Source organism: Halobacteriovorax sp. XZX-3 (assembly GCF_043196495.1).
Lineage (GTDB): Bacteria > Bdellovibrionota > Bacteriovoracia > Bacteriovoracales > Bacteriovoracaceae > Halobacteriovorax_A.
On sequence record NZ_JBEBMO010000001.1, the window covers coordinates 344,074 to 364,857 of the forward strand.

The window sequence follows — 20,784 nt, forward strand, 5'->3', positions numbered from 1 at the left end:
TTGTTAAATATTATTTACAGTTGGGGGACAAATGAAGATTTTAACTAAAATCTCTATTGCATTAACATTAATTTCAGCAGTATCAACAATCGCAGCAACCGTAGACTTTGGGACAACGAATCACATTGCATTCCGTTGCCAAGTGGATATCTTTGAGAAGGTTGTTAATCCAGTCTCATACCGTGCATATGCCGGAAGACTTATTAATTCAGTATTTCACGAACAGTACAATAATATCACAGGCCCAGACCTAAAAATGCTTATGGATTATGGCAATGGGCGCGCACTTTTTTCTAATGTAATTATTGGTGGAAATGGCTATTTCAAATGGTCTGTTGTGGAAACCGATGATCATGCAATTGATATATTAGATGCAAAATGGCCTATTTCGGCCCGTGTTCTATACAGTCCGAGACACTTTGATCGTGCCAAAAATGGAAAAGCAATAGGAGAGTCAAACGACCATCTCTATCGTGTTGAATGTTTTGAAGTAAAACAAGCACCTGGTGACGACGATATCGTTATTGGTGTCTAAAATAGTGATTGAAAAATCCCCTTCTTTTATGAAATAATTTTTGCTTACTTATTGTTTTATAAAAGAAGGATTTTTCATGAAACTTTCCCTGGTCATTTTAGCAGCTATTTTTAGCTGTTACTCATACGGCTTAAATTTTCAAAATACACAGCAAAATACCTATGAAGCTGCGACTTTAATTGGTGGTGTTGGCATCAAATGCGACAACGGCTCAAATCAGGCCGTAAAGGCGTTTGGATGTAAAACGCGACATCTATATCCCGTAAGATTTGAAGACTTCATTGTGGGGCAAAATTTAGAGGCCGATAAAATCGTCGTGTCATACACGGACGAAAAAGGCCGAAATAAATCGAAAACTCTCCGTTACGATATGACTAGTCAGCGCACGAAAACTTCAGTCAATCTATGGGCCAAAAACCTTCGAAAAAAACCTGTGCTACACACGGGTAAAAATATCATAAAAATGAGCGCATATTTCAAAGGCAAATTAGTTGAAGAAAAAACACACGAAATCTTTGTTGAGGACCTAGGTCAAATTTCATGTGGATCACAGATGTTTATCTCACGTGATATGTCAGATTGTTTCTCAGCGGCCAGAGCATGTGAGAAGCTATATCAACTGACAAATTACTGTCGCTAGAAATAATACGAAAAAAGTGACGTTCTAAAATGGATTCTAAGAGATTCAAATAAATTACGCGACCAAGTTGTCGCGTTTTTTGTGCTAAAAATTGCCTAGGTGAACACAGCAAAAATTGGGGTTATAATCATTATTATAAGTTACAATATGGCCTTACCCCATATAACTGATATTATATGATATAAAATATTTTCCCCTATAACACTTAAGCCCGTCTGAAAAAGTCACTCTCTAAATGCTTTATATCCATAAATTATTCTATGTAATTCATTATATTTTTTATCTGCGTCTTTTTGTTTCTTAAAAGAGCCTCCATGTATTTGTAAACAAGCCTTCCACTTTTTTTGTTTTGTACAAAAATTACTTCCAAAAGTATCGCCAGAATTTCGCTGACTTCTTTTTAAATGATTTTGCTTATGTGATACCCATTCTAGATTCTCGTAGAAATTATTGGCCCTGTTACCATCAATGTGATTTACACTATCAAAGTAACCAGAGTTTTCTACATGAAATAAAGCAACTAGTCGATGTACATACATGGTCTTACTTTGATTATTTGTTAGACTTAGGGAACACTGCTCATATCCAGCTCTTGTTATCCACGAGCTCAAGAGCTTAGACCTTCTTTTACTAAATATAGTCCCATCTCTATTTACAATATATTTAGAGGAAATTTCTTCTTTTAAATTATTTAAATTTTCAGTAGCAGCTGAGTAATTTTTCTTTTGTTTTCTTAATCTAAGAATATATTCGGCTACACTGAAAATTTCAGCACAGAAGTCTTTCTCATCTGTAAACATAAGTTTATGTTCTTCGTATAAGCATGTTAGTTTTTTGTATAGGATGTCCTTTGAGTCATCCATATCACCTCTCTTGATTGTATGAATAATGAAAGAATACCAACGCTTTTTAAGAGATTCAAAAACTAAGAGTATAATTTAGTTTATATTTCGCCTTGAAAATTTGCTTTAGGGGCGCACCCTAAATAAGCAGATTGAATACAACAACCCATACCACAGAATCTCTATAACTGAACTCATTGGCCTTGCCTATGTTGTTTGCTTGACTTCTTATTTTGCAAAATTGTTATAACTATAAATGTTAGCCCAACCAAAATGCTAAATATCATTTCAATGTACTCACCTGTTTTTGGATTAGATGGCCTTATTAGATAAATACCTGAGACCGTATTGTTTATTCCGTGTAAAACAGCACAAACCCAAATTGAATTAGACTTTATTTTAAACCACCCCAGGGCAAAGCTCATAAAAATAATAATTAAAGGGAAAGTAATAAAAGTAGTCAGAAAAACGTTCTCTGCACCATTTACACCTCCTAGGTTTGCAGGAATATGCCAATATGCCCAAATCAATCCAACGAGAAGCGTTCCCTTTAAAAAGCCGTACTTAGTAGTTAAAGTATCTTGTAAATACCCTCTCCATCCAATCTCTTCTCCAAGAGTGGCCATAATTGTTGTTGGAATAGTTCCAATTAGAATTGTTATAAATAGATTCAAAGCAAGGAATGAATATGACTGCTCACCTGTCCCTAGCATTAAACCAATCTTTTTAACTTCAGCTATTCTGGAAAAATCGGGACTCAAAACAAAGCTTTCGCTATTCCATGCCCCTAAATCAAGCATATAAAAACTTAGCTGTGACAGGATGTATGGCGTCAGTGCAACGATAGGCGTGAGTGCCATATATTTAAAAGAAAAAACTCTTAGATTTTTAATAACGTCTTTAGCTTCTTCACCAAGTCCCAGTAGGCCAATCGCAGGAGTCCACATCGCAATAATTAGGAATAAACTATTCTTGTAATAAAGAAATAATCCCTGACAAAGAAAACCACTAATAAAAGTAATTAACAAAAATTTAAAAAGCTTCTTATCTTTAATCATAGAACCTGAGTAACCATATTGCATTGAACAAACCCTTTCTTCAGATTCTCTTTCAATCTTGTTGTACTAATTAAATCTGTTACTGAAGAATTATCTTCAGCATATTTAACTGCACAGCGGGTAACTTTCTCACCTTGTGATTTACAAAGAGCTGCAGTATCAAAAAATTGAGTAATAAGTTTTCCAAATGATGATTCATTAGAGATATTTCCGACACACTTCACTGTTTCATAATCATACTCATGGCATAACATTAGATTGTAATTAAAACCGTAAGTCGAAAGAAGTGAGCTCGTACCAACGGCGCACTCAATTGTTTCACCTGAATACTTCTTACAAGTCGTTAAGTTGTCCTTAAATGAATTAGGTATCCACATTGAGTTATTATCAGATAAATCTAATGAGCAGTTTATATCTTTTTGGCTCTCGCTTGCACAGTAGCTTACAGCTTCTTTGATATTTAAACTTGAAACTTTTTTATTCAGGTCTTTCCCGCACTCTAGTTGATCGCGTGTGTAGCTTATACATAACTCAATACCCGCTTTAATATCTCGTGGTGAAAGATCTACCCCACACATTATATTTTCAATATCTAGTGAATATTCTCGGCAAAGATTAAGCGCCTTTACTTGGGAAAGTTTCGTGTTACTTGCTGTGTTTTTAAGGATTTCAATTGAGCAATCAAATTGTTCCTGTGTTACCTCGTTTACACTTGAACAACTGTCTTGTGCCACGATACGCATCGAAAATAGTAATGAAATTGTAACTACAGAAAATTGCATAATTTTCATGAAACACTCTCCTAATGATAAACATTTAGAGAGTGATACTATTTTTATTGAACTAGATAAATACGACCTATAATAATTACTGAATTCAATCTTGCTATATAGATATATTATATAATAAACATAATTATCATTCTTAATATGAATAATAGGAAATCTTATGGAATTAGGTCACTTAAAACATTTCTACTATGTCGCCAAGTACGGAGGCTTCACAAAGGCATCTAAGAAGCTCTACGTCCAGCAACCATCGATTAGTAAAACAGTGGCCCTATTAGAAGATCAGCTTGGTGTGAAACTCTTAAATCGTGAAAAGAGGAAGACGACTCTCACTGATATTGGCCAAGAGATCTATGCCAAATGTGACCTTATTTTTAAAACAGTTGAAGATATCGAAAATATCGTAAGTGACGGAAAATTTGAATGCTCAGGCCCTTTAAAGTTTTGTGCTAGTGAGCCGATTTCTGCATACTTTGTTCCTCGAATCTTAAAAGAATTCCTTAGTGAATATCCGCAAGTACAACCAGCGTGTTTTACAAGTTTCTCATCTGACTTATTTAATAGGATCGAAGATGGAGAGTTTGAATTTGGTCTCTTCTTTCATACGCCAGAGATGGCCAAATACGCCCACAAACTTGATCTAGAAGAAGTTGCATCTATCCCCTATGATTTAGTCATTAAGGCCTCTGAGCACAAGAATTTGGACGTTATACGATCATTCATTGGCTCACGCGAGGTTGATGATGTGACAACGAAAAAATACCCGACAATTTCTAAGATGAATAAGGATTATAAGAACGTTAAGATTACAATCTCATCAAATAGCTTAACGTCACACAAAGAAATGGTCTTACAAGGCCTTGGGGTTTCAATCCTGCCGTCAATTATGGTCGAAAAAGAAACCAAGGCAAAAGAGCTTAAAAGATTATATCCAAAGGGGACGTTTCACTTCCCTCTTAAGCTTGTCACAAAGAAGAATCACTTTCTTTCACGAAATGCACAGGCGTGGATTAAGTGCTTAAAAGAGCAATTATCAATCATTTAAACAGCTTGAAATAACTTGGTAGCCAGCAAGAATGATATCAAGTCTCCAGGCCGATGCTCTGACAATTTTTATAACCTGCTTCTTATCTTCTTTGCTAAGCTCACAGTAGCCTGCACTCAGATAACAAGGAACGTGGTGAGAGATGGCAGTTTTCTTAAACTCTCGACAACTAGACTCAGAAGAAATGTCATTCATGCCAGAGATTAGGCAGGCCTTAACATCCTGAATCCATTTCCGACCGTCTACAGAAAACTTCTCAACCCTAGAATCGAATTTATTGCAATATTTTTGACCAAAGGCCAAGGGATAACCACGCTTTCCACATACTCGCTCTTTTTCTATACAGCTGTAATACGCACAGTCGTCACTTAGATCAGCACAATCATTTGCAGCAAACGAATGCGTGGCCAAAAAAATGGAGAAAAAGGTGAAAATGATAGATTTCATAAGCAATAAGTAGCAAACTTCTCGTTGCTTAGTAAACTTAATGAAAAGTTTATAAAGGTAATACTAATCAAGCGCCTTCCTTTATTGCTAGGCAGACAGGAATATAATTCCGCAGCATTTATAATTATCTAACAATACTTGTCTATAGGATATTAAGAGATTCATTAACTTTGGCCCATAACTAATCGTAATTTCACCTATCGCTTAAAATCCAATACTTCTAACGCATTTATTGTGAGTTATCTTCTTAAACCACCTCTTAAAAAATACATTATTTGAGATAAGATATAAGAAATTTTATTGTTTTCAATGGAGATTATAATGAGCGAATCGCTTACAATTTCACTTTATTTAACTACTGCTGTTACAGTTTTTTTGCTCCTATTCATGTCTGTCTCTGTCTACAACAACCTAATTGAAGTTTCTAAAGAGGTTAAGAAGTCCTGGGCAAATATTGATGTCATTTTAAAGCAGCGATACGATGAGATCCCAAAGCTTATCGAAATTTGTAATCAGTATATAGAGCATGAAGTTGCAATGATAGACAGGATTATGGAATCTCGAGAGAAGTTGGTGGGAGCAGAAAATAGTCGCAAAGAAAAGATGAAGGCATCTGAAGAGGTTTCAAAGTCATTAAAAGGCCTTCTGGCCTTGAGTGAGGGCTATCCTGAAATTAAAGCAAATAATAATTTCATACAAATTCAAAACAAAATCTCAAAACTTGAAGATACACTTGCAGACAGACGTGAATACTACAATAGTTCTGTAACTATATATAATACACGAATTGAGCAAATTCCTTATGTATTCTTCACGCCAATACTAGGCTACAAAGAAGAGGTTCTTTTTAAAGTCAGTGAAGAAGAAAAGGCTTATCCAGAACTAAAGATTGATACACTTAAAAGGAATGCTTAATGTCAAAACCAGATAAGTATTCGACCTCTCTGATAGCATTCATGATGGGAGGAAAGCTAATATATGATTCTTTAAAAAGCTTTAATGAATATTTAAAAATTAAAAGTATCCCTACCTCGAAAATTCGATCAGCAGCGATCGGTGAAAACGTTGAAATCCAAGGTAAAGTATATGGACAAAATTCATTAATTTCACCCATAAATGGCATCGAGTGCGTAGCATATTACATAATAGTTGAAGAATATATTTCATATGGAAGATACGGACATTGGAAAGAAAGAGCACACATAAGCTCTAGTGCATTTTTACAGATAAAGAATGAGGGGGAAGAAGATCTCGCCCTAATTGATCTATACAGAAGTAATGGGCTTAAACATATCAATACCGACCATGTTTTTGTTAAAAGCGGAAATCTAGAATTATGTGAAAGGCAAAGGATTGTAGACCATCTTGATAATTTGAATCTTATTAATACAAAAAATCTCTACTTCAAAGAAGTTGTCTTTCTAAGTGGACAAAAGGTTTATGCGATTGGTTCATGTCAACCTCCCACTAGTTACAACTTACCATATGCTGAGCATTCACTACTTTGTACAAAAGTTTGGCCATCATCTGACAACCCCAAGCTTTTTGAGTATCGAAATCTAATTAATGACATATCGGAAGAATACCTACAGGAACAAATAAAAGAGAGTACTATATTACTAACTAAAGCAAAAGGCGGTAATCAAGTATTTGACATCGGTTATGTTATTGTAGCAAAAGATCAAGAAGAGAATTTTGCCAAAAGGGTCAACCGTAGTTTTTACTTGAAAAATATTGGCGCTATTGCTTGCATAATCGTTGGTATTTATATCCTCTTTTCATAAGAACAACTGTTTTACACAAAAAAGATGGCCAGAGCAAAGACTGCTAGCAAACTAATGACGATTGCTTCAAAGAAGTAGTTCTTCTTTGTCTCCGGTGCCTTAAACTCACCTGTTAAACGAAAGTGTGAGTCGTTGATATTGTTTATCACGTATTGAATTTCCCCTAGAGGTGTAATTCCTGTGAAGTCATAAAGAACTTCTCGGTTTTCACAAATGGCCGTGTATGGAACTCCACGAACACCAAAGTGATCCGCAATCTCAGGACTCTCCATGGTATTTACTTCATATACATTCACGTCTGGATTATTCTCATTTAAGGCATCAAAGACAGGTGCCATTGTTTTACATGGGCCACAAGTGTCAGAATAAAACTTGATAACGAAAACGCCTCTTTCACTAGATACAACAGATTCAAAGTTTTCATTATTTATTCTTTTTATATTCATAAAAGCACCACCCTGATAAATTCAATCTTACTATAACCATTCACATTAAAATTTACAACAAACTTAATTGGATATAACAATTTGTATTCAGGTGGCGTCTACCTTTTATTTACAGTAGAATAGTATTTTTAACCTACATAAAGAAAAGGCATATATTATGAGAGGGACTTTCTTCTTAAAACCATTAGAGTTGAATTTAGAGCTTGCTGGCGAGAGCTGGCCCCAGGGCGAGCAGATAAACGGATATCTTACGATTAAGGCCCATGGTGAAGCCGATCTATCAAAAATAGGCATTCACCTGTGTGAAGTGAATATAAAGAAGTTTAAGGCCAAGGACGAAGCGGCATTTAAAGTTATTGAAACAGTTGAAGCAAGCGGTGAGCAGACAAGCTTTAGTTTTAAACTAGCTGAAAACTGCCTTATTACTGAGAAGGCCACTTCCCTTTATGTTATCTGTGGAGATATTGATACACCATTTGAGTGTGGGCATCTTCAACTTGATATCCTTCCAAATAAGAATATTTTGAGCTTCATTGAAATCTTTGAAAATTTTCTTAAATTCAAATTTAAGCCCCTTAAAAATAAGGCCGGAATGATTCAAGCAAAAATCACTCCACCAGATATAAAAGACTGGACAAGTATTCAGACCATGAATCTTGGAATGTCTTGTATTGATAATATTCTTTCACTCGATTTCGCTTTTAAAGTGAAGAAGATGTCATACGAAGGCGGCGCTGTGGAGACGAAAGAAGTTAAGATTAACAATAAAGTTGAATTTAAACCTAAGGATTACATCCTTTTTGAAAGTACACTAAACCAAGATTTCATTACTGGAGAGTTAAACAAAGTTCTTGATGAGGTAAGGTTTAAGCCGGTTATCTAATAAATGAAATATGGCCACTGACGTGGCCCTTTTTTATTTCGAAGAAACCTTCATACAGTTCTTACTTTCATAATTCTTTTTAACGGCTATAATCTGACCTCTAACACTAGCAAGTTCAAAGGCTTCAACGCCATCGCCTTTTCCTATGCCTCCAAACATGAGTGCCTGGCTATAGCTATCATCAACCCTTCTTCGTTGAGCATCAACAAGAACCTTCTCATGCTGCTTTAATCCGCCATACTCACTTACAAGCATCTTGCAATCAAAGTTTGCGTATTTTTGTGGTGAAACATAACTTGCTTTTACATGCTCTGGTTCAGTCGACATATTTGCACAGCTTGTAAGCAGAAAAAATAGAACGATCTTTTTCATAACTCTCCCTATTGAATTCTTTTGTTTTATATCGGTGTAAAGTCACCAATTAGTGAACGATTTCAACACCTTAAGAATTATTCGAGAATTACTTGGTAAGCATACGAATTTATTATTTTGTGATTTGTACCCTTGCTTACTCTTTACATAGTTCAACTAACTATAGAGAATTAGAACAACACAATTACACAAGATTTATGAGACAATTACTATTACTAATTTTTATTTCACTATTTATTCAGCAAGCTCTTTACGCATGTGAAATAAGTGTAGAAAACTTTAGCTTCGACTATGTCGAAGATGTTTCACTTACTAGTGATGAATGTCGCCTTATTAATAATAGAGTCATTCAGCTAAAGCAGGAATTTCAACTGACAAATAAAGCCCAAAAACAAAATCAAGAAAAGTATATCAGTAACACTGAAACCATCAGCCTTCAGATTCAACAACTTCGAATTAATGGCCAGGTTTACGGACAAGTCTTGATCGGTAAGTTTTTACTCTAGGGCGCCCCTTTTATTCTTTTAATAGAACTTCTTTATCCTTTAAAGTAATCCCATAGCTTCACAGCAGGCACAGAGTTTACCGCTACGAGAAGAATACTTGAAACAGATAAGAGCGTTCCAATTAATAACCAAATCGTTGAAACAAGAAAAACACGAATAGGTTTAAATTCAATTTTCTTTGTTAAGTAGTGATATGAAAGGATCAATAAAATAGTCCCATATGATAGGAGCATCACATAATATAATTTTTTTGCGAAGTACATATTTAGCCCCATAGAGACGCATGGGAAAAGAGCAAAAACCAAGTGGTGGAAAATCTCAGTATTTTTAAAACTTGTATCAATACGTTCTAATAACTTGCAAAATAAGAAGAGAACAAATAAGGCAAATATTACAGAAGAAAGGTTAATCCACAAATTAAATGCGACTGCAAAGAAAATATAAGCTAAATTTGCGACAAAGCTTCTCTCGCTAATTATTGCTTGTGTTACCATAAATGTGCCTGGACTTGCGCCAGCAGCAAATATTAATAGCCCAATAAAACTGAAGAAGAACTTCTTTTTCTTATACATGTCTCTAAATAAGCTTCTTATCATACGCAATCTTTAGACTGCGCTCGACTAGATTGTTCACAACCTCACCAGACGGGTTAATTTGAAACGGCATAGCGAAAGCGAAGAACAGCTGAAAATAAGTTTCGAGTCCGTCGGCAACACTAAAGCGATCAATTTCATTTCCCTTAGCATCTTCAACGATTGTAGTGGCCCTAAGCCATGTGGTTTCCTTAGCCGGTATAACTGTTAAAGTCATAGCAGATAAGAATGAAGCAGGACCGGCTTCTTGATAGACCTCTATTGTGATCTTAAGCCTGCGACTTTCCTTTCTATTCTTACAACTTTTTAAACTACAGATTTCAAAGTCCTTAAGCTCGACCGGATTAAGTCCTAGCGAAACACCAAGAGGCTTCGAACTACGTTTCCCATCAGCATTGCCATTATAATAGCGTGGGATGACCAAAATCTTTGCATAGCGACTCTTATCGCGTTTATAGCGGGCCTCATTTTCAGCGCTCAGCTTCTTTGTTGCACAAGATAGTGATGAAAATAATATGATTAAAAGTAGCAGCTTAGACTTCATTTCTTTGTCCCTTTTTCTTATATTCATCCATGTCAGTTATGATCGTATCAATTAAAACCTTCTTGTAGAGTTTAAACTCTGGACCTTCATAGATTTTGATAATTTTCTCTATGTCTTCATCTTTGATATTTTTGATGACAAGAAAGTAATATGGTAACGAAATTTCTCTTGAAACCTTCATCATGCTAGAGAAGTTGATCTTTAGAAATGTTTTTGTTTCGTATTTAGGAATTTTGTCGGTCATTCTTTTTAAAACTTCATCGGCAACACTAAAAGAAAGCTCTAGTTCAAGAATTTTTTTGGCATATGCAATTTTCTTCTTGTTTGCTTTTTGGTCAAATTTCTTGAAGCTGTTAACAATCTCATTCGTATTCACGCTATTATAGAAGTTTCGTTTATGATCATAATTCTTCCAAGCGGGGGAATCACTTAGCTTATAAGCGAAACTATAAGTCTCATCCCTTTTCGTTTTTGACTTGAGATTTTGCTTATACTTTGCATATAATTTATCGGCATCCAAAGTACTATAATATAAATAGGCCGGATTATTTTTAAGCTCGGGGTATTTTGATACAGGGATTTGAGAATACTGATATTTCACATTGGCCAACATTCTAAAATATTCAATAGAAAAAGATCGATAAGCTGTTACATTGATAAGTCTTTCGTGATCTAAAACTTCAAGTGGCCTACGAGACGGATTTGAGCATGAGCTAAGTCCTAAGATAATAATCGCAACAAATACAAATAATCTTGTATATTTCAAGAACTCCCCCTTAAGAAAACAATAACTTAATCTTAACCTCGTTTAGAGCTCTAGAGTATCAATTCATAATGATAATAAGACTGCTTTAGCTTCTTTTAAAGTTACCAAGCTAAGTAACTGGAATATTTTATTGGCCTTAAATCTTGTAATACAGGAGAGTTATCTTTGATTGCTTCTAAAGCGGAAAAAGGTGCCAATTTTCTAAGTTTCGCTCATGGGATAAGCCCAATCTTTCGCTCTAGGCTTCTGTCATGTTGAAAAAACTTAACTTGGCTACGATAGAAGTCCACCACAGTTTTCTCCATTTCTGGATACACACTCTCCGCTAAGAAGCTTTCTAACTCTTGGGACTTGATCTGCATATCAGGCTTGTCTTGCACATACTTAAAGAGAATTGCGTCTTTGCCTTTCTTGTAGCTAAAATCAAACTTAATATTTTCTGCTGGCTGCAAACTCTTATTACCATCCATGTGAAGTCTAAGTAGGATTGAAAAAATCCAATAACCATTTTCAGCAAGCTTTACGGCCCCGTGAGGTGTATAGGAGACGTCCTCATCAATAGGTGAAAAATATTCTCCTTCATCTTCTTCACTAAACTGAATGGTTGGAACGAGCTTAATAAGATCGTACTCACTCTCTGCAATACCCAAATGACTTTTAAAACCTTTAAACAAAGTTGCTGCAAAATTTGAGGCATCATCATGGGTTTTAAAGAAGAGCTCTCGAGATTTCTTATATTCGCTACATAGATCCAAGTATGACATGAAGGGTTTATCGGGATCGTTTAAACATCTAAGTACTTAAATATTCTTAAAAAAGTGTAAAGCTTACACACTTTTTGAAAACGTCACCTGATGTAAATGAGAGAAATTCAGCTATCGATTATCTTGTCCTCACAGAAAAACAATCAAACAAACAAAACATGATTATGAAAACGAGGAGAAAAACATGAAAAAATTATTATTAGCACTAGCATTAGTATCAACACTTTCAGCATCTGTTTCAGCTAATTGTGTAGGAATTTATGAAAATACAACAATCCAGCACAATGAGAAAGCTTCTAAGAATGTCTTAGCAGTTATGGGCAGTGAGTATAAAGATATGTTCGAATTTCTATTGGCAAGTGGAGATGCATACTCAATTATTGTATCGCCACTTGCTGCAGTATTGGTATCACCAATTGTTCTTTACAAGTCGATTCATTACAAAGGAACTTATAAGTTCTATAAGAGATTTGTATCAACAATGAATGAAAATAGTGAAGACCATAAAAAAGACTTTAAAAAATTTAAACGCTCAGTTGCAAAACGTTTTAAAATTTCGAATGAAGAGTTTCTTGATGTATTAAAAGACCTAAATGATAGCAGGTCACTTTGTGAAGGGTATAAGAGAAATACAGTTTTAACAGAAGAAGGTATCGCTTACTTAGAGTCAAGAGGATATAAGACATTTCTTCAAGCAGCTCTAAACGGAAAAAGAGATCCTGTAACATTTAGAGAGTTACAATTAAATCCAAGATACTTCACAGTTGTTTACGGCGGAGTAATTGATGCATATGATTTTAAAAAGATCGTAAGAGCAGAAATTGAAGCTCGCGGTTACGAAAAATAATTAATAAATTAAATGGCCTCGAATTTAGTTCGAGGCTCTTTACAAATTATACAAAAAGTATCGACGTACCTAATTAGAGCTTTATACCAATAAACCAATTTGTATCACCTCCGCCTTTAAAACCAACACCATCGAGATCAAAACCTGGGTTTTGATAGTGTGAAACCCCAAAGGTTAAATAGTAATACGGATTAAAGATAGAGTAATCTGCTTTATATAATAAATAGTCGATAGAAATTTTGATTAGCCCACCTACTTTTGTTGTAGATTTATCGGACTCCTCCTTAGATATAAAGTTTGATACAAATGTCGGGGAAATTTCAACATTCGCATTCAGTTTAGATTCTAAGAATTGAGCTCTAAATGAATACCCATATGATAGTACATTCTGATGTAAGTCGTATTCTTGATTAAATTTTAATTTTTTAGTTTTTAAAAAAGATAATCCAATCAATAAGGCATGAGAGTACTTAGCATTTTCATGTGAAGTATAGAAAAAAGAATAATGCTGAGTTTTATCGCTGTTACTTATAGCTTTGTATGAGCTACTTCTTAGAAAGGATTGTCCAAATGAAAATTCATATAAACCAATTTTTTTCTTAGGATTTATTTTTCCTCTATTTTCATCTAAGTGTCTTTTTACATCTGAGGTCCTATAATTAGGATATTTCCTTGAAAGTTCCGACCAGCACAGGTAATTATTTTGATAATATATTTTTCTGGTGTTTTGCTGATTTTCACATATAAGATAATCAATTTCTTCTAGGCGAGCGCTATCAGGATTTTCTATTTTGTATATTTGAGCAAAGGCCGTAGAAATATTTAATCGTCCTGACTTTTTTAAATCTAAAACTCTATTATAACTAATCTCTTCTTCACTGGCCCCTCTCTTTGGCGGTAGAGAGCAAGAAGCACACACTAGAAGTAGTGCAATTAAAACTAATCTCATCAACTATCCTTTTCTAAGTAATTCACTATATTTGCAATTTCATTAATCTTTTCTTTTCGACGCTTATTATACAAAAAAGTCATACGCGGGTCTGAGTGCCTCGCATACGTTGCCTGATCCTCAAGGCTTGCTCCGTTCTCATAGAGATTACCAATGCCTGTAGCACGTGATGAGTGGGGAGATATCTTATGCTTAATCCCAGCAAGCTTTGCGTATTTTTGAAAGATCTGATCGATGGTATTTCGATTAAGAGGTTTAAGTTCCTGAGACTTACGGCCAGAGGTAAATAAAGGCTCATTTTCAAGAAATTCACGGCGAGCGCTAAAGACTTCCATATAGTGTTTAATGTCACTGAAGGTTTCATCAGAGATGTAGACCTTTTGTTTCTTGCCACCCTTACTTCGTACATGAAGGTAATTGCCAATATTATCACTAGCAAAGTCCCCTACTTTTAGCGCAATTAATTCCGACTTTCTAAGTAAGGTATAGAACATCACACGTAGAATCGTATAGTGAAGGACACCACTTAGATTATTGCTTCCATCGCGGTTCTTTTGATTTACACTCTCAAAGAGGTCCATAACTTCAGGTGCACTAAGATCATTGGTTTTAACTTCCATGACAACTTTAGGGCGAAAGACTCCAGTTGCTGGATTCTTATAGCAAAGCTCTTTTTCAACTAAGAAGTCAAAGAAGCGCTTTATGGACGACAGATGTCTTGCCACCGTGGCATCTTTTAGTTCTTCGTTTTTTAGAAGATGGTCTCGGTAGGCCGAGATATGCCTCTGGGAAACATCAGATAGGCTTGAAAAGGTCTCAAATCCTTTTAGAAACGTTAGAAACTTCTTAAGGTCTCGTCTATAGGCATCTCTGGTATGAGCAGAATTAGACTTGGTCAGGAAGTCCTCAAAGATATCGTTAATTTTTGCATTCGATCTAGCAGGCCTTATGGCCCTTGACCTAGAATAGCTTACTCCAACCATTACTGAAACGATCCTTCATCAACTGTATGCTTATAACTCTTAGACCATGACTCGAGTGCTTCTAGAAGGTTTTCCTTAGGCGAGATAACCCATGTATTAATTTGGGCCAATTCTTTCTTTGTAAAGGCCTCTAAAAGGTCATCTTCATCAAACATATATTCGAAGTGAAGTCTCTTAAAAATATGGCGTCCTTTAAGCACACGCTCTTGGTAGTGCTGGGCCTGTGAGATACGACCATGTTTCTTATTAGAGATTAAAAGCTCTGTATCATCAATGATTAGATCAAAAAGGTTTCTAAGCTTTGTTAGGAGTCTCTTCTTACGAATAAGCTCCTTATCATATTGCTCAACTAATGCCTTTAGAATTGTCCCAAGTCCTGGTTTCTTTCTTGTAATCTTTGAGGCCACAAGATCGTAGGCCCAAGAAATATACTTAGACTTAATCATGAGAGTCTTATGGATAACTTCATCATTATTATGCTTTTGAGCAAATTCACTCTGATTGCTTCCACTAGATAGAACAATCATATCGTATTCATCATATGTCGGTTTTGTATTATCGATTAAAGGTGTCGATGCTTGAGACGTCCTTCCAGACAGAGATCTAAGCTGTTTCATAAGCGCTCCTTGCTTATTTTAATTTTATCATTCACATGGGTCATATATCAATTTTTCCCCACGTCGATTTCTATTTTTTTATATCTAGGCATAACTCCAATTATGCCTAGATACATGACATGTTACTTTAAACCTAAAAACATGTCATGTTTTTGAGGTCAAAATTTGTCACGGTAAATATTTTTAAACGACATTAAAATTATAGCAATAGACAATATTGTTACGATGCAATCTTGTCTTTAGTCGATTTAGTTAGTGCTTTTCTTTTTTTCTTCCTTCTTTTTCTACGCCTTTCTTTTTCGGCCATGATTCTTTTGTGTCTTTTATGTAACACTAGAATTAAAAGTAAAACGCAAATCAAAGAAAATTCTTTTTTGTAATGTAAAATAATATTTATTACCAAATTTAGATTTTGATTATCACCATCACCGAGAACTGATGCGATATTTCGTCTTTGCTTTTCTTGCTCTATACGTTCTGGAGTAAACATAGCAAATCGATCACGATATTGTTGTGTAAGACTTTTTTGCGCATCAGATTTTGATAGCTTTGATAGTGTACCTAGTACATTATTTCCATATTGAATTGCGGCTTTATCAAAGCTCATGAAGGCATAGTTATAAACAACACTTAGAATAAAGTTTACTGACTCGTAATCCTCCTTAACTTCCTTAACTTTAAAGAGCATTTTCATTTTTTTGTAGAAAACCGAGATTTCTTCTTTTTGATTATTTTTAGCGAAGTAATGAGCAGCAGTGGCCATCAAATATGTTTGATAAACAGGATCATTCTCTTCTGGATTCATCTCTTGTGAAAACTCTAATAACTCCTTATCCTTCTTTAGAGCTATTAAAGTATCTACCATCTGTTTATTAAAAGCATTTACATAGTAAGTATATTCAGGATTCTTGAAAGCGAGGTTTAAGTTCTCATATGCCTCATTATATCTTTTAAGTTTATTTAATGACTTGATCAGGCCGAGGTATGCTTTACCAGTTTGCCTTATTTTCAAACTCTTCTTGTACTGAGTAATTGCCAATTCATACTTCTTCTCTCTTCTTAGATGCGCTCCATAGTCAATGTGAGCATAAGTATACGCATCAACTCCATATCCGTTCTGTTTTATCTCATAGGCCTTCTTTCCCCACTTTATAGCATTTTCAAAGTCCTTTTCATCAGCATAGCTATACTTCATACTTATAGCGCATCTCTGGTAGTTGGGTCTTAGGCTTAAACATTGTTTAAGCTTCTCTCTAGCAAGTTCAAACTTTTTCAAGTAAACGTAATTAATACCAATATCACTATAGGCTTTATAAAGCTTTTCATATCGAACTTCATCGACAATGCTCTTTTCGAAGTAGTCAATCGACTTCTGATAATCCTTCTTATCCTTATAAATCTTTCCGATGAGTGCATAGAACTTATTCCTATCTTTCGGATACTTTTCAATCATCTGTTTAGCAACAGGTATCATATCTGCTTTTGGTGTTAAACGATGTGTTAACCAAATCTTCTCAACAATTGCATCAGTATAATCAGGATCAATCTTAATGGCCTTGCTAATAAGGGCGTCGGCATATCTAATTTTTGCCACATCAGCTGGCCCTCGAACAACAGAAAATGATTCATTTATTTTAGCTGCATGATAAAAGGCCTCCTTATTATTTGGATCATCATTTATGATACCCATTAACAATTCTAATTCCTTAAACCCACCACCATCTTTTTCAGCTATTTTACTTTTAACGTATTTTAAACGTTCATCGACATTCATTTTTGCAACTTCAACGAGATCACTTTTTTTAATTTCTCTATTCATTGATGTAAACTTGGCAATATCTCCAAAGAAGCAATTATCTATTTCAGTATTAAGCTTATTGTGTTCTTCACTTTTAATATCAGCTCTGCTGATCACATTTTTTTTAACTGTATAACTTTCAAAAAGACTAAGAGTATTGTTTTTATAATTAATCTTGCTTTCGTAATCGATCCATTTCGATCTAATTAAACAGTTAGACTTGTTGAATTCTCCGAGTTTTGCATTATTTATTGTAATATTTCTTTCAAATGAAATTTTTGGACCAAGATACCGTGCAAAACTATGCTTACTCCAAAATGCCTTAGATAATGTCGTCAGTGGCTTCGCTTCCTTAGTGCTAACAGGGACACCATCCTTATCACTATCAGTTAACACATCTTTATATGAAAAACTTGCTTCTACATCTTTATTGAAACTATACTTATCGACATCTAGGCCTTTAAAATCAATCTCATTTACTGTATCGATATCACGCATAATACCGACAAGAAATTTATTCACCAAAGTGTCTCCACCTTGTTTTTTTATCTCACTAAGTAGAAGTTTATTTGAACCAGTAAACTTAACTTTTCCATTTACAGCAAAGTTTAGGTCATCAAAAAGGTCGTAGTTCTTATCAATACTAATAAGATTATCCTTGCCATTAATCTCAGGAATACTGTGAATAACATCTTTTTTGTCCCAAAGAACTAGTGCTTTTCTATCTGCTATATCATCACGAATAGATAGGCCGAAAGAGCTAGGGTTAGTTGGATCAACCCAATAAGATTGACCTTTATCTTTTATGTGAACTATTGCATGGTTAAATGCACTACTTCTTGGAAGAGTCATGTCTATATATTCACTGTGACCGCTGGCACCACGCTTTACAAAAGCTGTATGTGCTTCGTAACCTAATTCTCGTAATATTTTAATGACACTAATTGAGAAGTCTTTACAGTCACCGTAGCCAGAAGAAGCGATATCTTTGAGTGATCGTGGTACATATCCACTCCCAATAGCACGCCAATCACCAATGTAATTGAATTTCTTAGCAATTTCGGCAAGAATATAATCAACTTGTTTTTCCAGTCCATTAATCTTACTTGCGTTATCCTTTATTAATTTTAGATTTTTTGGTAACTCATCTTTTAAACGATCCTCATACTTTTTATAATAAATTTGAGAATACTTAGACCAATTATCAATAGAGCTTAAGACCACCCAATGAACATCCTTATATTCCATTATTGCACCATACTCGTTAACTGGAACTGTAAGTAATGGTTTCAACTGAACAATCTTTACTTTGTAGATCCCGTCTAATTCAGTCGTTTCAACTAATACAGAGTCTGAAGGATCATTTTCTTTAATGTGAATGGGAACCTGTGAGCTTATTTCAACAACTGAGTTTTGTTCTAATATATTCATTCCATAGGTAAATACATTATCGAAAAAGTTACGAGGAATTTTTGTTTGTTTTGTATAAACAACCTTTAGCTTTGAATTCACCTGAAGATTAGGAATAGGAATAGCATAGTAGAAATTAGAATTTAGGCCATCATTTGATTGTGATGCAGGTGTTCTTTGTGCCTTAGAGAGGTCTACTGAAACCTCTTTGCCCTTGTTCGTAACAGTTATAGAATGAACATCAAGATTTACACTTAGTTTATTATATGGAAGTTTAAATATTTTAAAATTTTCGATCCCATGAGTATTTAAGATCTCATAAACAAGAGTATGTTTCTCTTTTTGATGACCTGAACTTTTAATATTGTAATCTGAGTGACTATCAAGGATCTGATAACTTAAATCTTTTTTTATGGCATATCTAGCAAATGAGCTAAACCCAAAACATGATATAAATACAATAATAACTATGTAAACTCTGAGTTTCAAACCGTCACCTCTCTGTAATTACTACTACTTATCGGTGAAACAACAATAATTATTAAAAATATTTTATATTTAGGGAAACAATAGAATAACTAGATAAGTTCATGATTTTAGCGACACTCACCATAAATAAGATACTTGCTAAAGGCCGCATACTTTTCTCCCATAGCTAGGCAGCGATCAACTGCAACTGGACAAGACATGGATATTTGATCCATGGCCTTCTTGATATTTTTACGCATAAATTTCGATGTATAGGAATTACAATTTATCCCTTCATCCATTCCTTCATCAACAAAATCGGCCATATCGATATCACGAGTTGCTTTAAACTTCCCGTCTATACATTTTATCACACCGGTTCCAGTGAGGTCTTCATTAGTAAGAGGATCAATTCCTTTACCAAAGAGTTTCTGATAAAAGCGCATCCCTTGAAAGTTAGCGACAAGATCACCATTTGAAACAATGCCATTAAAGAATCCTCCCCACATGATATTTTCTGCATTCTTACCATAGTGAATTATCTCTTTAATTGATAGGCCATGTTCTAACTTTCGATAATAGAGGTAGCCGACATTAAATAGATGGCTAAATTTGTCACTTCCAACGAGAGCATCATTTACTTTTAGTAATGGAGAGTAAGGAGTTAGATTCAAAATTGGTTTATAGATAAGTGGAATATAGCGAAAGATGGACTCACTCTTTTTTGTCTTTACCAGATATTCTTTTCCAATTCTTCCCTTGTCGATATAGCGTTGAAGAGGAGCGCTGACAAAGAAACCTTTAAAACTTGCAACTAATTTCTTTTTAACTTTTCGACGTATTGTATATTCGCTACATGATTGTCCAAATATCTCATCCGAATGATTTGCTTCAGCAACGGCCGATCTAATTTTTCCATTAACGTACTTATTAACTTCATCTAAAGCATCATCCTTAACAATGGCCTTATCACGATGTGTGAAGCTATCAACTTCCAAGGCATACGAACTAAAATTGAAACAAATAATTACAATAAGAAATTTCATGAAACGATGCTAGCCCACTGGTAACAATCAAAATATTTAAAAAATCTTAATTTTCTAACTGCGTATATTATTAAATGTCCTTGCCCTCTGTCGTAACTGAAAGTACTCCTGACTCAAAAGGATCATTTATATTAATAAAGTAATAGCATTTTGAATTATCTATCATAAAACCATTAGGTGTTTTAGAAGACATTTGCATACGCCAACCTCTAGCAAGAATTGGTACATCCACCTTTATCAGCGCACCTTTAGTGTCATAGTAGAAATTAACCATAGTCATTTTTAAAAAAGATGGGTCATCTCTAAGCTCACTACCGTGTAAGATATTAAATGTATAAACCATACCAGAAGATTGCTTGGCCTTTAGCACATAGGCATGCTCAGGTATTGCAAAGTAATAAAAAGCTCGCTCAAAATCCTTGATACACATATCTTGTTGGCCAAAACGATTTTCAATCATACCAAGGTTATCTCGGGCCTCAATTCCCCTGTCACGCCAATTCTGATCGAGGCGTTCATAATCACTTAGTTCCTCTGAACTAGGCTTTCGCTCATCATCTTTCTTATTACTAGAACAAGAGAAAGCCGAGACTAAGATAAAGCAAATTATAAATATAAGGAGAGTGAGATACTTAATCATAAGAAGCTCATCG

At 34.7% G+C, this 20,784-nt stretch carries 24 protein-coding genes; 8 read left to right on the plus strand and 16 right to left on the minus strand.

What is annotated here, in order from left to right; all coding sequences use genetic code 11:
• Positions 1-31: 31 nt before the first annotated feature.
• Entirely contained in the window at positions 32-535 is a 504-nt protein-coding gene (locus tag ABMA70_RS01535) for a hypothetical protein (protein ID WP_103217226.1), read from the plus strand.
• A gap of 76 nt (positions 536-611) precedes the next feature.
• Complete coding sequence (locus ABMA70_RS01540; RefSeq protein WP_392991958.1) at positions 612-1,175, plus strand: hypothetical protein; 564 nt, start codon at positions 612-614, stop codon at positions 1,173-1,175.
• Positions 1,176-1,399: 224 nt separating this feature from the next.
• Here ABMA70_RS01540 and ABMA70_RS01545 read toward each other — a convergent pair whose 3' ends face one another.
• From ABMA70_RS01545 to ABMA70_RS01555, 3 genes are all read right to left on the minus strand, one after another.
• Positions 1,400-2,038, minus strand: a complete 639-nt coding sequence (locus ABMA70_RS01545; RefSeq protein ID WP_392991956.1) for an HNH endonuclease signature motif containing protein — start codon at positions 2,036-2,038, stop codon at positions 1,400-1,402.
• A gap of 173 nt (positions 2,039-2,211) precedes the next feature.
• The gene (locus tag ABMA70_RS01550; protein ID WP_393022093.1) at positions 2,212-3,099 is read right to left on the minus strand and encodes a CPBP family intramembrane glutamic endopeptidase; all 888 of its coding nucleotides are present in this window, start codon (positions 3,097-3,099) and stop codon (positions 2,212-2,214) included.
• Positions 3,072-3,866, minus strand: coding sequence for a hypothetical protein (locus ABMA70_RS01555; protein ID WP_392991953.1), 795 nt, complete (start codon positions 3,864-3,866; stop codon positions 3,072-3,074). Before ABMA70_RS01555 ends, ABMA70_RS01550 begins: the two co-directional genes overlap by 28 nt.
• Before the next feature lie 157 nt (positions 3,867-4,023).
• On the opposite strand from ABMA70_RS01555, the gene ABMA70_RS01560 reads away from it, so the two are divergent.
• Complete coding sequence (locus ABMA70_RS01560) at positions 4,024-4,908, plus strand: LysR family transcriptional regulator (protein WP_103217230.1); 885 nt, start codon at positions 4,024-4,026, stop codon at positions 4,906-4,908.
• Here ABMA70_RS01560 and ABMA70_RS01565 read toward each other — a convergent pair.
• Positions 4,897-5,319: a hypothetical protein gene (locus ABMA70_RS01565; RefSeq protein ID WP_393022096.1), complete on the minus strand. Its 423-nt coding sequence runs from the start codon at positions 5,317-5,319 to the stop codon at positions 4,897-4,899. The two genes, ABMA70_RS01560 and ABMA70_RS01565, sit on opposite strands and share 12 nt — an antisense overlap.
• 357 nt (positions 5,320-5,676) lie before the next feature.
• Here ABMA70_RS01565 and ABMA70_RS01570 point away from each other — a divergent pair, with 357 nt between their 5' ends.
• Together ABMA70_RS01570 and ABMA70_RS01575 are read left to right on the plus strand one after the other, a co-directional pair.
• Positions 5,677-6,270 carry a LemA family protein gene (locus ABMA70_RS01570; RefSeq protein WP_392991949.1) on the plus strand — a complete coding sequence of 198 codons (594 nt, stop codon included), beginning with the start codon at positions 5,677-5,679 and terminating at the stop codon, positions 6,268-6,270.
• The gene (locus ABMA70_RS01575) at positions 6,270-7,139 is read left to right on the plus strand and encodes a hypothetical protein (protein WP_392991947.1); all 870 of its coding nucleotides are present in this window, start codon (positions 6,270-6,272) and stop codon (positions 7,137-7,139) included. The genes ABMA70_RS01570 and ABMA70_RS01575 overlap by 1 nt, the downstream gene beginning before the upstream one ends.
• Positions 7,140-7,150: 11 nt before the next feature.
• On the opposite strand, the gene ABMA70_RS01580 is transcribed toward ABMA70_RS01575, so the two are convergent.
• Positions 7,151-7,585, minus strand: coding sequence for a thioredoxin family protein (locus ABMA70_RS01580; RefSeq protein WP_392991945.1), 435 nt, complete (start codon positions 7,583-7,585; stop codon positions 7,151-7,153).
• A gap of 157 nt (positions 7,586-7,742) precedes the next feature.
• Between ABMA70_RS01580 and ABMA70_RS01585 the strand changes: the two genes are divergently transcribed.
• Positions 7,743-8,468, plus strand: a complete 726-nt coding sequence (locus ABMA70_RS01585) for a hypothetical protein (protein ID WP_392991943.1) — start codon at positions 7,743-7,745, stop codon at positions 8,466-8,468.
• A gap of 33 nt (positions 8,469-8,501) precedes the next feature.
• Here ABMA70_RS01585 and ABMA70_RS01590 read toward each other — a convergent pair whose 3' ends face one another.
• On the minus strand, positions 8,502-8,840 hold the full coding sequence (locus ABMA70_RS01590; RefSeq protein WP_392991941.1) for a hypothetical protein: 339 nt from the start codon (positions 8,838-8,840) through the stop codon (positions 8,502-8,504).
• A 197-nt stretch (positions 8,841-9,037) separates the two neighbouring features.
• Here ABMA70_RS01590 and ABMA70_RS01595 point away from each other — a divergent pair, with 197 nt between their 5' ends.
• Positions 9,038-9,346, plus strand: a complete 309-nt coding sequence (locus ABMA70_RS01595; RefSeq protein ID WP_392991940.1) for a hypothetical protein — start codon at positions 9,038-9,040, stop codon at positions 9,344-9,346.
• Between the two features lie 32 nt (positions 9,347-9,378).
• On the opposite strand, the gene ABMA70_RS01600 is transcribed toward ABMA70_RS01595, so the two are convergent.
• The 4 genes from ABMA70_RS01600 to ABMA70_RS01615 form a co-directional block, all read right to left on the minus strand.
• On the minus strand, positions 9,379-9,942 hold the full coding sequence (locus tag ABMA70_RS01600; RefSeq protein WP_392991938.1) for a hypothetical protein: 564 nt from the start codon (positions 9,940-9,942) through the stop codon (positions 9,379-9,381).
• The gene (locus ABMA70_RS01605) at positions 9,923-10,483 is read right to left on the minus strand and encodes a hypothetical protein (RefSeq protein WP_392991936.1); all 561 of its coding nucleotides are present in this window, start codon (positions 10,481-10,483) and stop codon (positions 9,923-9,925) included. Before ABMA70_RS01605 ends, ABMA70_RS01600 begins: the two co-directional genes overlap by 20 nt.
• The gene (locus ABMA70_RS01610; protein WP_392991935.1) at positions 10,473-11,249 is read right to left on the minus strand and encodes a hypothetical protein; all 777 of its coding nucleotides are present in this window, start codon (positions 11,247-11,249) and stop codon (positions 10,473-10,475) included. Before ABMA70_RS01610 ends, ABMA70_RS01605 begins: the two co-directional genes overlap by 11 nt.
• A gap of 212 nt (positions 11,250-11,461) precedes the next feature.
• Complete coding sequence (locus tag ABMA70_RS01615; protein ID WP_103217236.1) at positions 11,462-12,013, minus strand: hypothetical protein; 552 nt, start codon at positions 12,011-12,013, stop codon at positions 11,462-11,464.
• A gap of 184 nt (positions 12,014-12,197) precedes the next feature.
• Between ABMA70_RS01615 and ABMA70_RS01620 the strand changes: the two genes are divergently transcribed.
• Positions 12,198-12,860 carry a hypothetical protein gene (locus tag ABMA70_RS01620; protein ID WP_392991933.1) on the plus strand — a complete coding sequence of 221 codons (663 nt, stop codon included), beginning with the start codon at positions 12,198-12,200 and terminating at the stop codon, positions 12,858-12,860.
• A 73-nt stretch (positions 12,861-12,933) separates the two neighbouring features.
• On the opposite strand, the gene ABMA70_RS01625 is transcribed toward ABMA70_RS01620, so the two are convergent.
• The 6 genes from ABMA70_RS01625 to ABMA70_RS01650 form a co-directional block, all read right to left on the minus strand.
• Positions 12,934-13,809 carry a hypothetical protein gene (locus ABMA70_RS01625; protein WP_392991931.1) on the minus strand — a complete coding sequence of 292 codons (876 nt, stop codon included), beginning with the start codon at positions 13,807-13,809 and terminating at the stop codon, positions 12,934-12,936.
• Positions 13,809-14,792 (minus strand): tyrosine-type recombinase/integrase, encoded by a 984-nt coding sequence (locus ABMA70_RS01630; RefSeq protein WP_392991929.1) that lies wholly within the window; start codon positions 14,790-14,792, stop codon positions 13,809-13,811. The genes ABMA70_RS01625 and ABMA70_RS01630 overlap by 1 nt, the downstream gene beginning before the upstream one ends.
• Positions 14,792-15,409 (minus strand): hypothetical protein, encoded by a 618-nt coding sequence (locus ABMA70_RS01635; RefSeq protein WP_392991927.1) that lies wholly within the window; start codon positions 15,407-15,409, stop codon positions 14,792-14,794. The genes ABMA70_RS01630 and ABMA70_RS01635 overlap by 1 nt, the downstream gene beginning before the upstream one ends.
• 220 nt (positions 15,410-15,629) lie before the next feature.
• The gene (locus ABMA70_RS01640) at positions 15,630-19,106 is read right to left on the minus strand and encodes a DUF3857 domain-containing protein (protein ID WP_392991925.1); all 3,477 of its coding nucleotides are present in this window, start codon (positions 19,104-19,106) and stop codon (positions 15,630-15,632) included.
• A gap of 107 nt (positions 19,107-19,213) precedes the next feature.
• Positions 19,214-20,131, minus strand: coding sequence for a hypothetical protein (locus ABMA70_RS01645; RefSeq protein ID WP_392991923.1), 918 nt, complete (start codon positions 20,129-20,131; stop codon positions 19,214-19,216).
• Between the two features lie 70 nt (positions 20,132-20,201).
• Positions 20,202-20,771, minus strand: a complete 570-nt coding sequence (locus ABMA70_RS01650) for a hypothetical protein (RefSeq protein WP_103217242.1) — start codon at positions 20,769-20,771, stop codon at positions 20,202-20,204.
• Positions 20,772-20,784: the final 13 nt, after the last annotated feature.

Coding starts and splice junctions, on each gene's coding strand:
- ABMA70_RS01535 (WP_103217226.1), top strand. CDS start 32: ATGAAGATTTTAACTAAAATCTCTATTGCATTAACATTAATTTCAGCA.
- ABMA70_RS01540 (WP_392991958.1), top strand. CDS start 612: ATGAAACTTTCCCTGGTCATTTTAGCAGCTATTTTTAGCTGTTACTCA.
- ABMA70_RS01545 (WP_392991956.1), bottom strand. CDS start 2,038: ATGGATGACTCAAAGGACATCCTATACAAAAAACTAACATGCTTATAC.
- ABMA70_RS01550 (WP_393022093.1), bottom strand. CDS start 3,099: ATGCAATATGGTTACTCAGGTTCTATGATTAAAGATAAGAAGCTTTTT.
- ABMA70_RS01555 (WP_392991953.1), bottom strand. CDS start 3,866: ATGAAAATTATGCAATTTTCTGTAGTTACAATTTCATTACTATTTTCG.
- ABMA70_RS01560 (WP_103217230.1), top strand. CDS start 4,024: ATGGAATTAGGTCACTTAAAACATTTCTACTATGTCGCCAAGTACGGA.
- ABMA70_RS01570 (WP_392991949.1), top strand. CDS start 5,677: ATGAGCGAATCGCTTACAATTTCACTTTATTTAACTACTGCTGTTACA.
- ABMA70_RS01575 (WP_392991947.1), top strand. CDS start 6,270: ATGTCAAAACCAGATAAGTATTCGACCTCTCTGATAGCATTCATGATG.
- ABMA70_RS01580 (WP_392991945.1), bottom strand. CDS start 7,585: ATGAATATAAAAAGAATAAATAATGAAAACTTTGAATCTGTTGTATCT.
- ABMA70_RS01585 (WP_392991943.1), top strand. CDS start 7,743: ATGAGAGGGACTTTCTTCTTAAAACCATTAGAGTTGAATTTAGAGCTT.
- ABMA70_RS01590 (WP_392991941.1), bottom strand. CDS start 8,840: ATGAAAAAGATCGTTCTATTTTTTCTGCTTACAAGCTGTGCAAATATG.
- ABMA70_RS01595 (WP_392991940.1), top strand. CDS start 9,038: ATGAGACAATTACTATTACTAATTTTTATTTCACTATTTATTCAGCAA.
- ABMA70_RS01600 (WP_392991938.1), bottom strand. CDS start 9,942: ATGATAAGAAGCTTATTTAGAGACATGTATAAGAAAAAGAAGTTCTTC.
- ABMA70_RS01605 (WP_392991936.1), bottom strand. CDS start 10,483: ATGAAGTCTAAGCTGCTACTTTTAATCATATTATTTTCATCACTATCT.
- ABMA70_RS01615 (WP_103217236.1), bottom strand. CDS start 12,013: ATGTCATACTTGGATCTATGTAGCGAATATAAGAAATCTCGAGAGCTC.
- ABMA70_RS01620 (WP_392991933.1), top strand. CDS start 12,198: ATGAAAAAATTATTATTAGCACTAGCATTAGTATCAACACTTTCAGCA.
- ABMA70_RS01625 (WP_392991931.1), bottom strand. CDS start 13,809: ATGAGATTAGTTTTAATTGCACTACTTCTAGTGTGTGCTTCTTGCTCT.
- ABMA70_RS01630 (WP_392991929.1), bottom strand. CDS start 14,792: ATGGTTGGAGTAAGCTATTCTAGGTCAAGGGCCATAAGGCCTGCTAGA.
- ABMA70_RS01635 (WP_392991927.1), bottom strand. CDS start 15,409: ATGAAACAGCTTAGATCTCTGTCTGGAAGGACGTCTCAAGCATCGACA.
- ABMA70_RS01645 (WP_392991923.1), bottom strand. CDS start 20,131: ATGAAATTTCTTATTGTAATTATTTGTTTCAATTTTAGTTCGTATGCC.
- ABMA70_RS01650 (WP_103217242.1), bottom strand. CDS start 20,771: ATGATTAAGTATCTCACTCTCCTTATATTTATAATTTGCTTTATCTTA.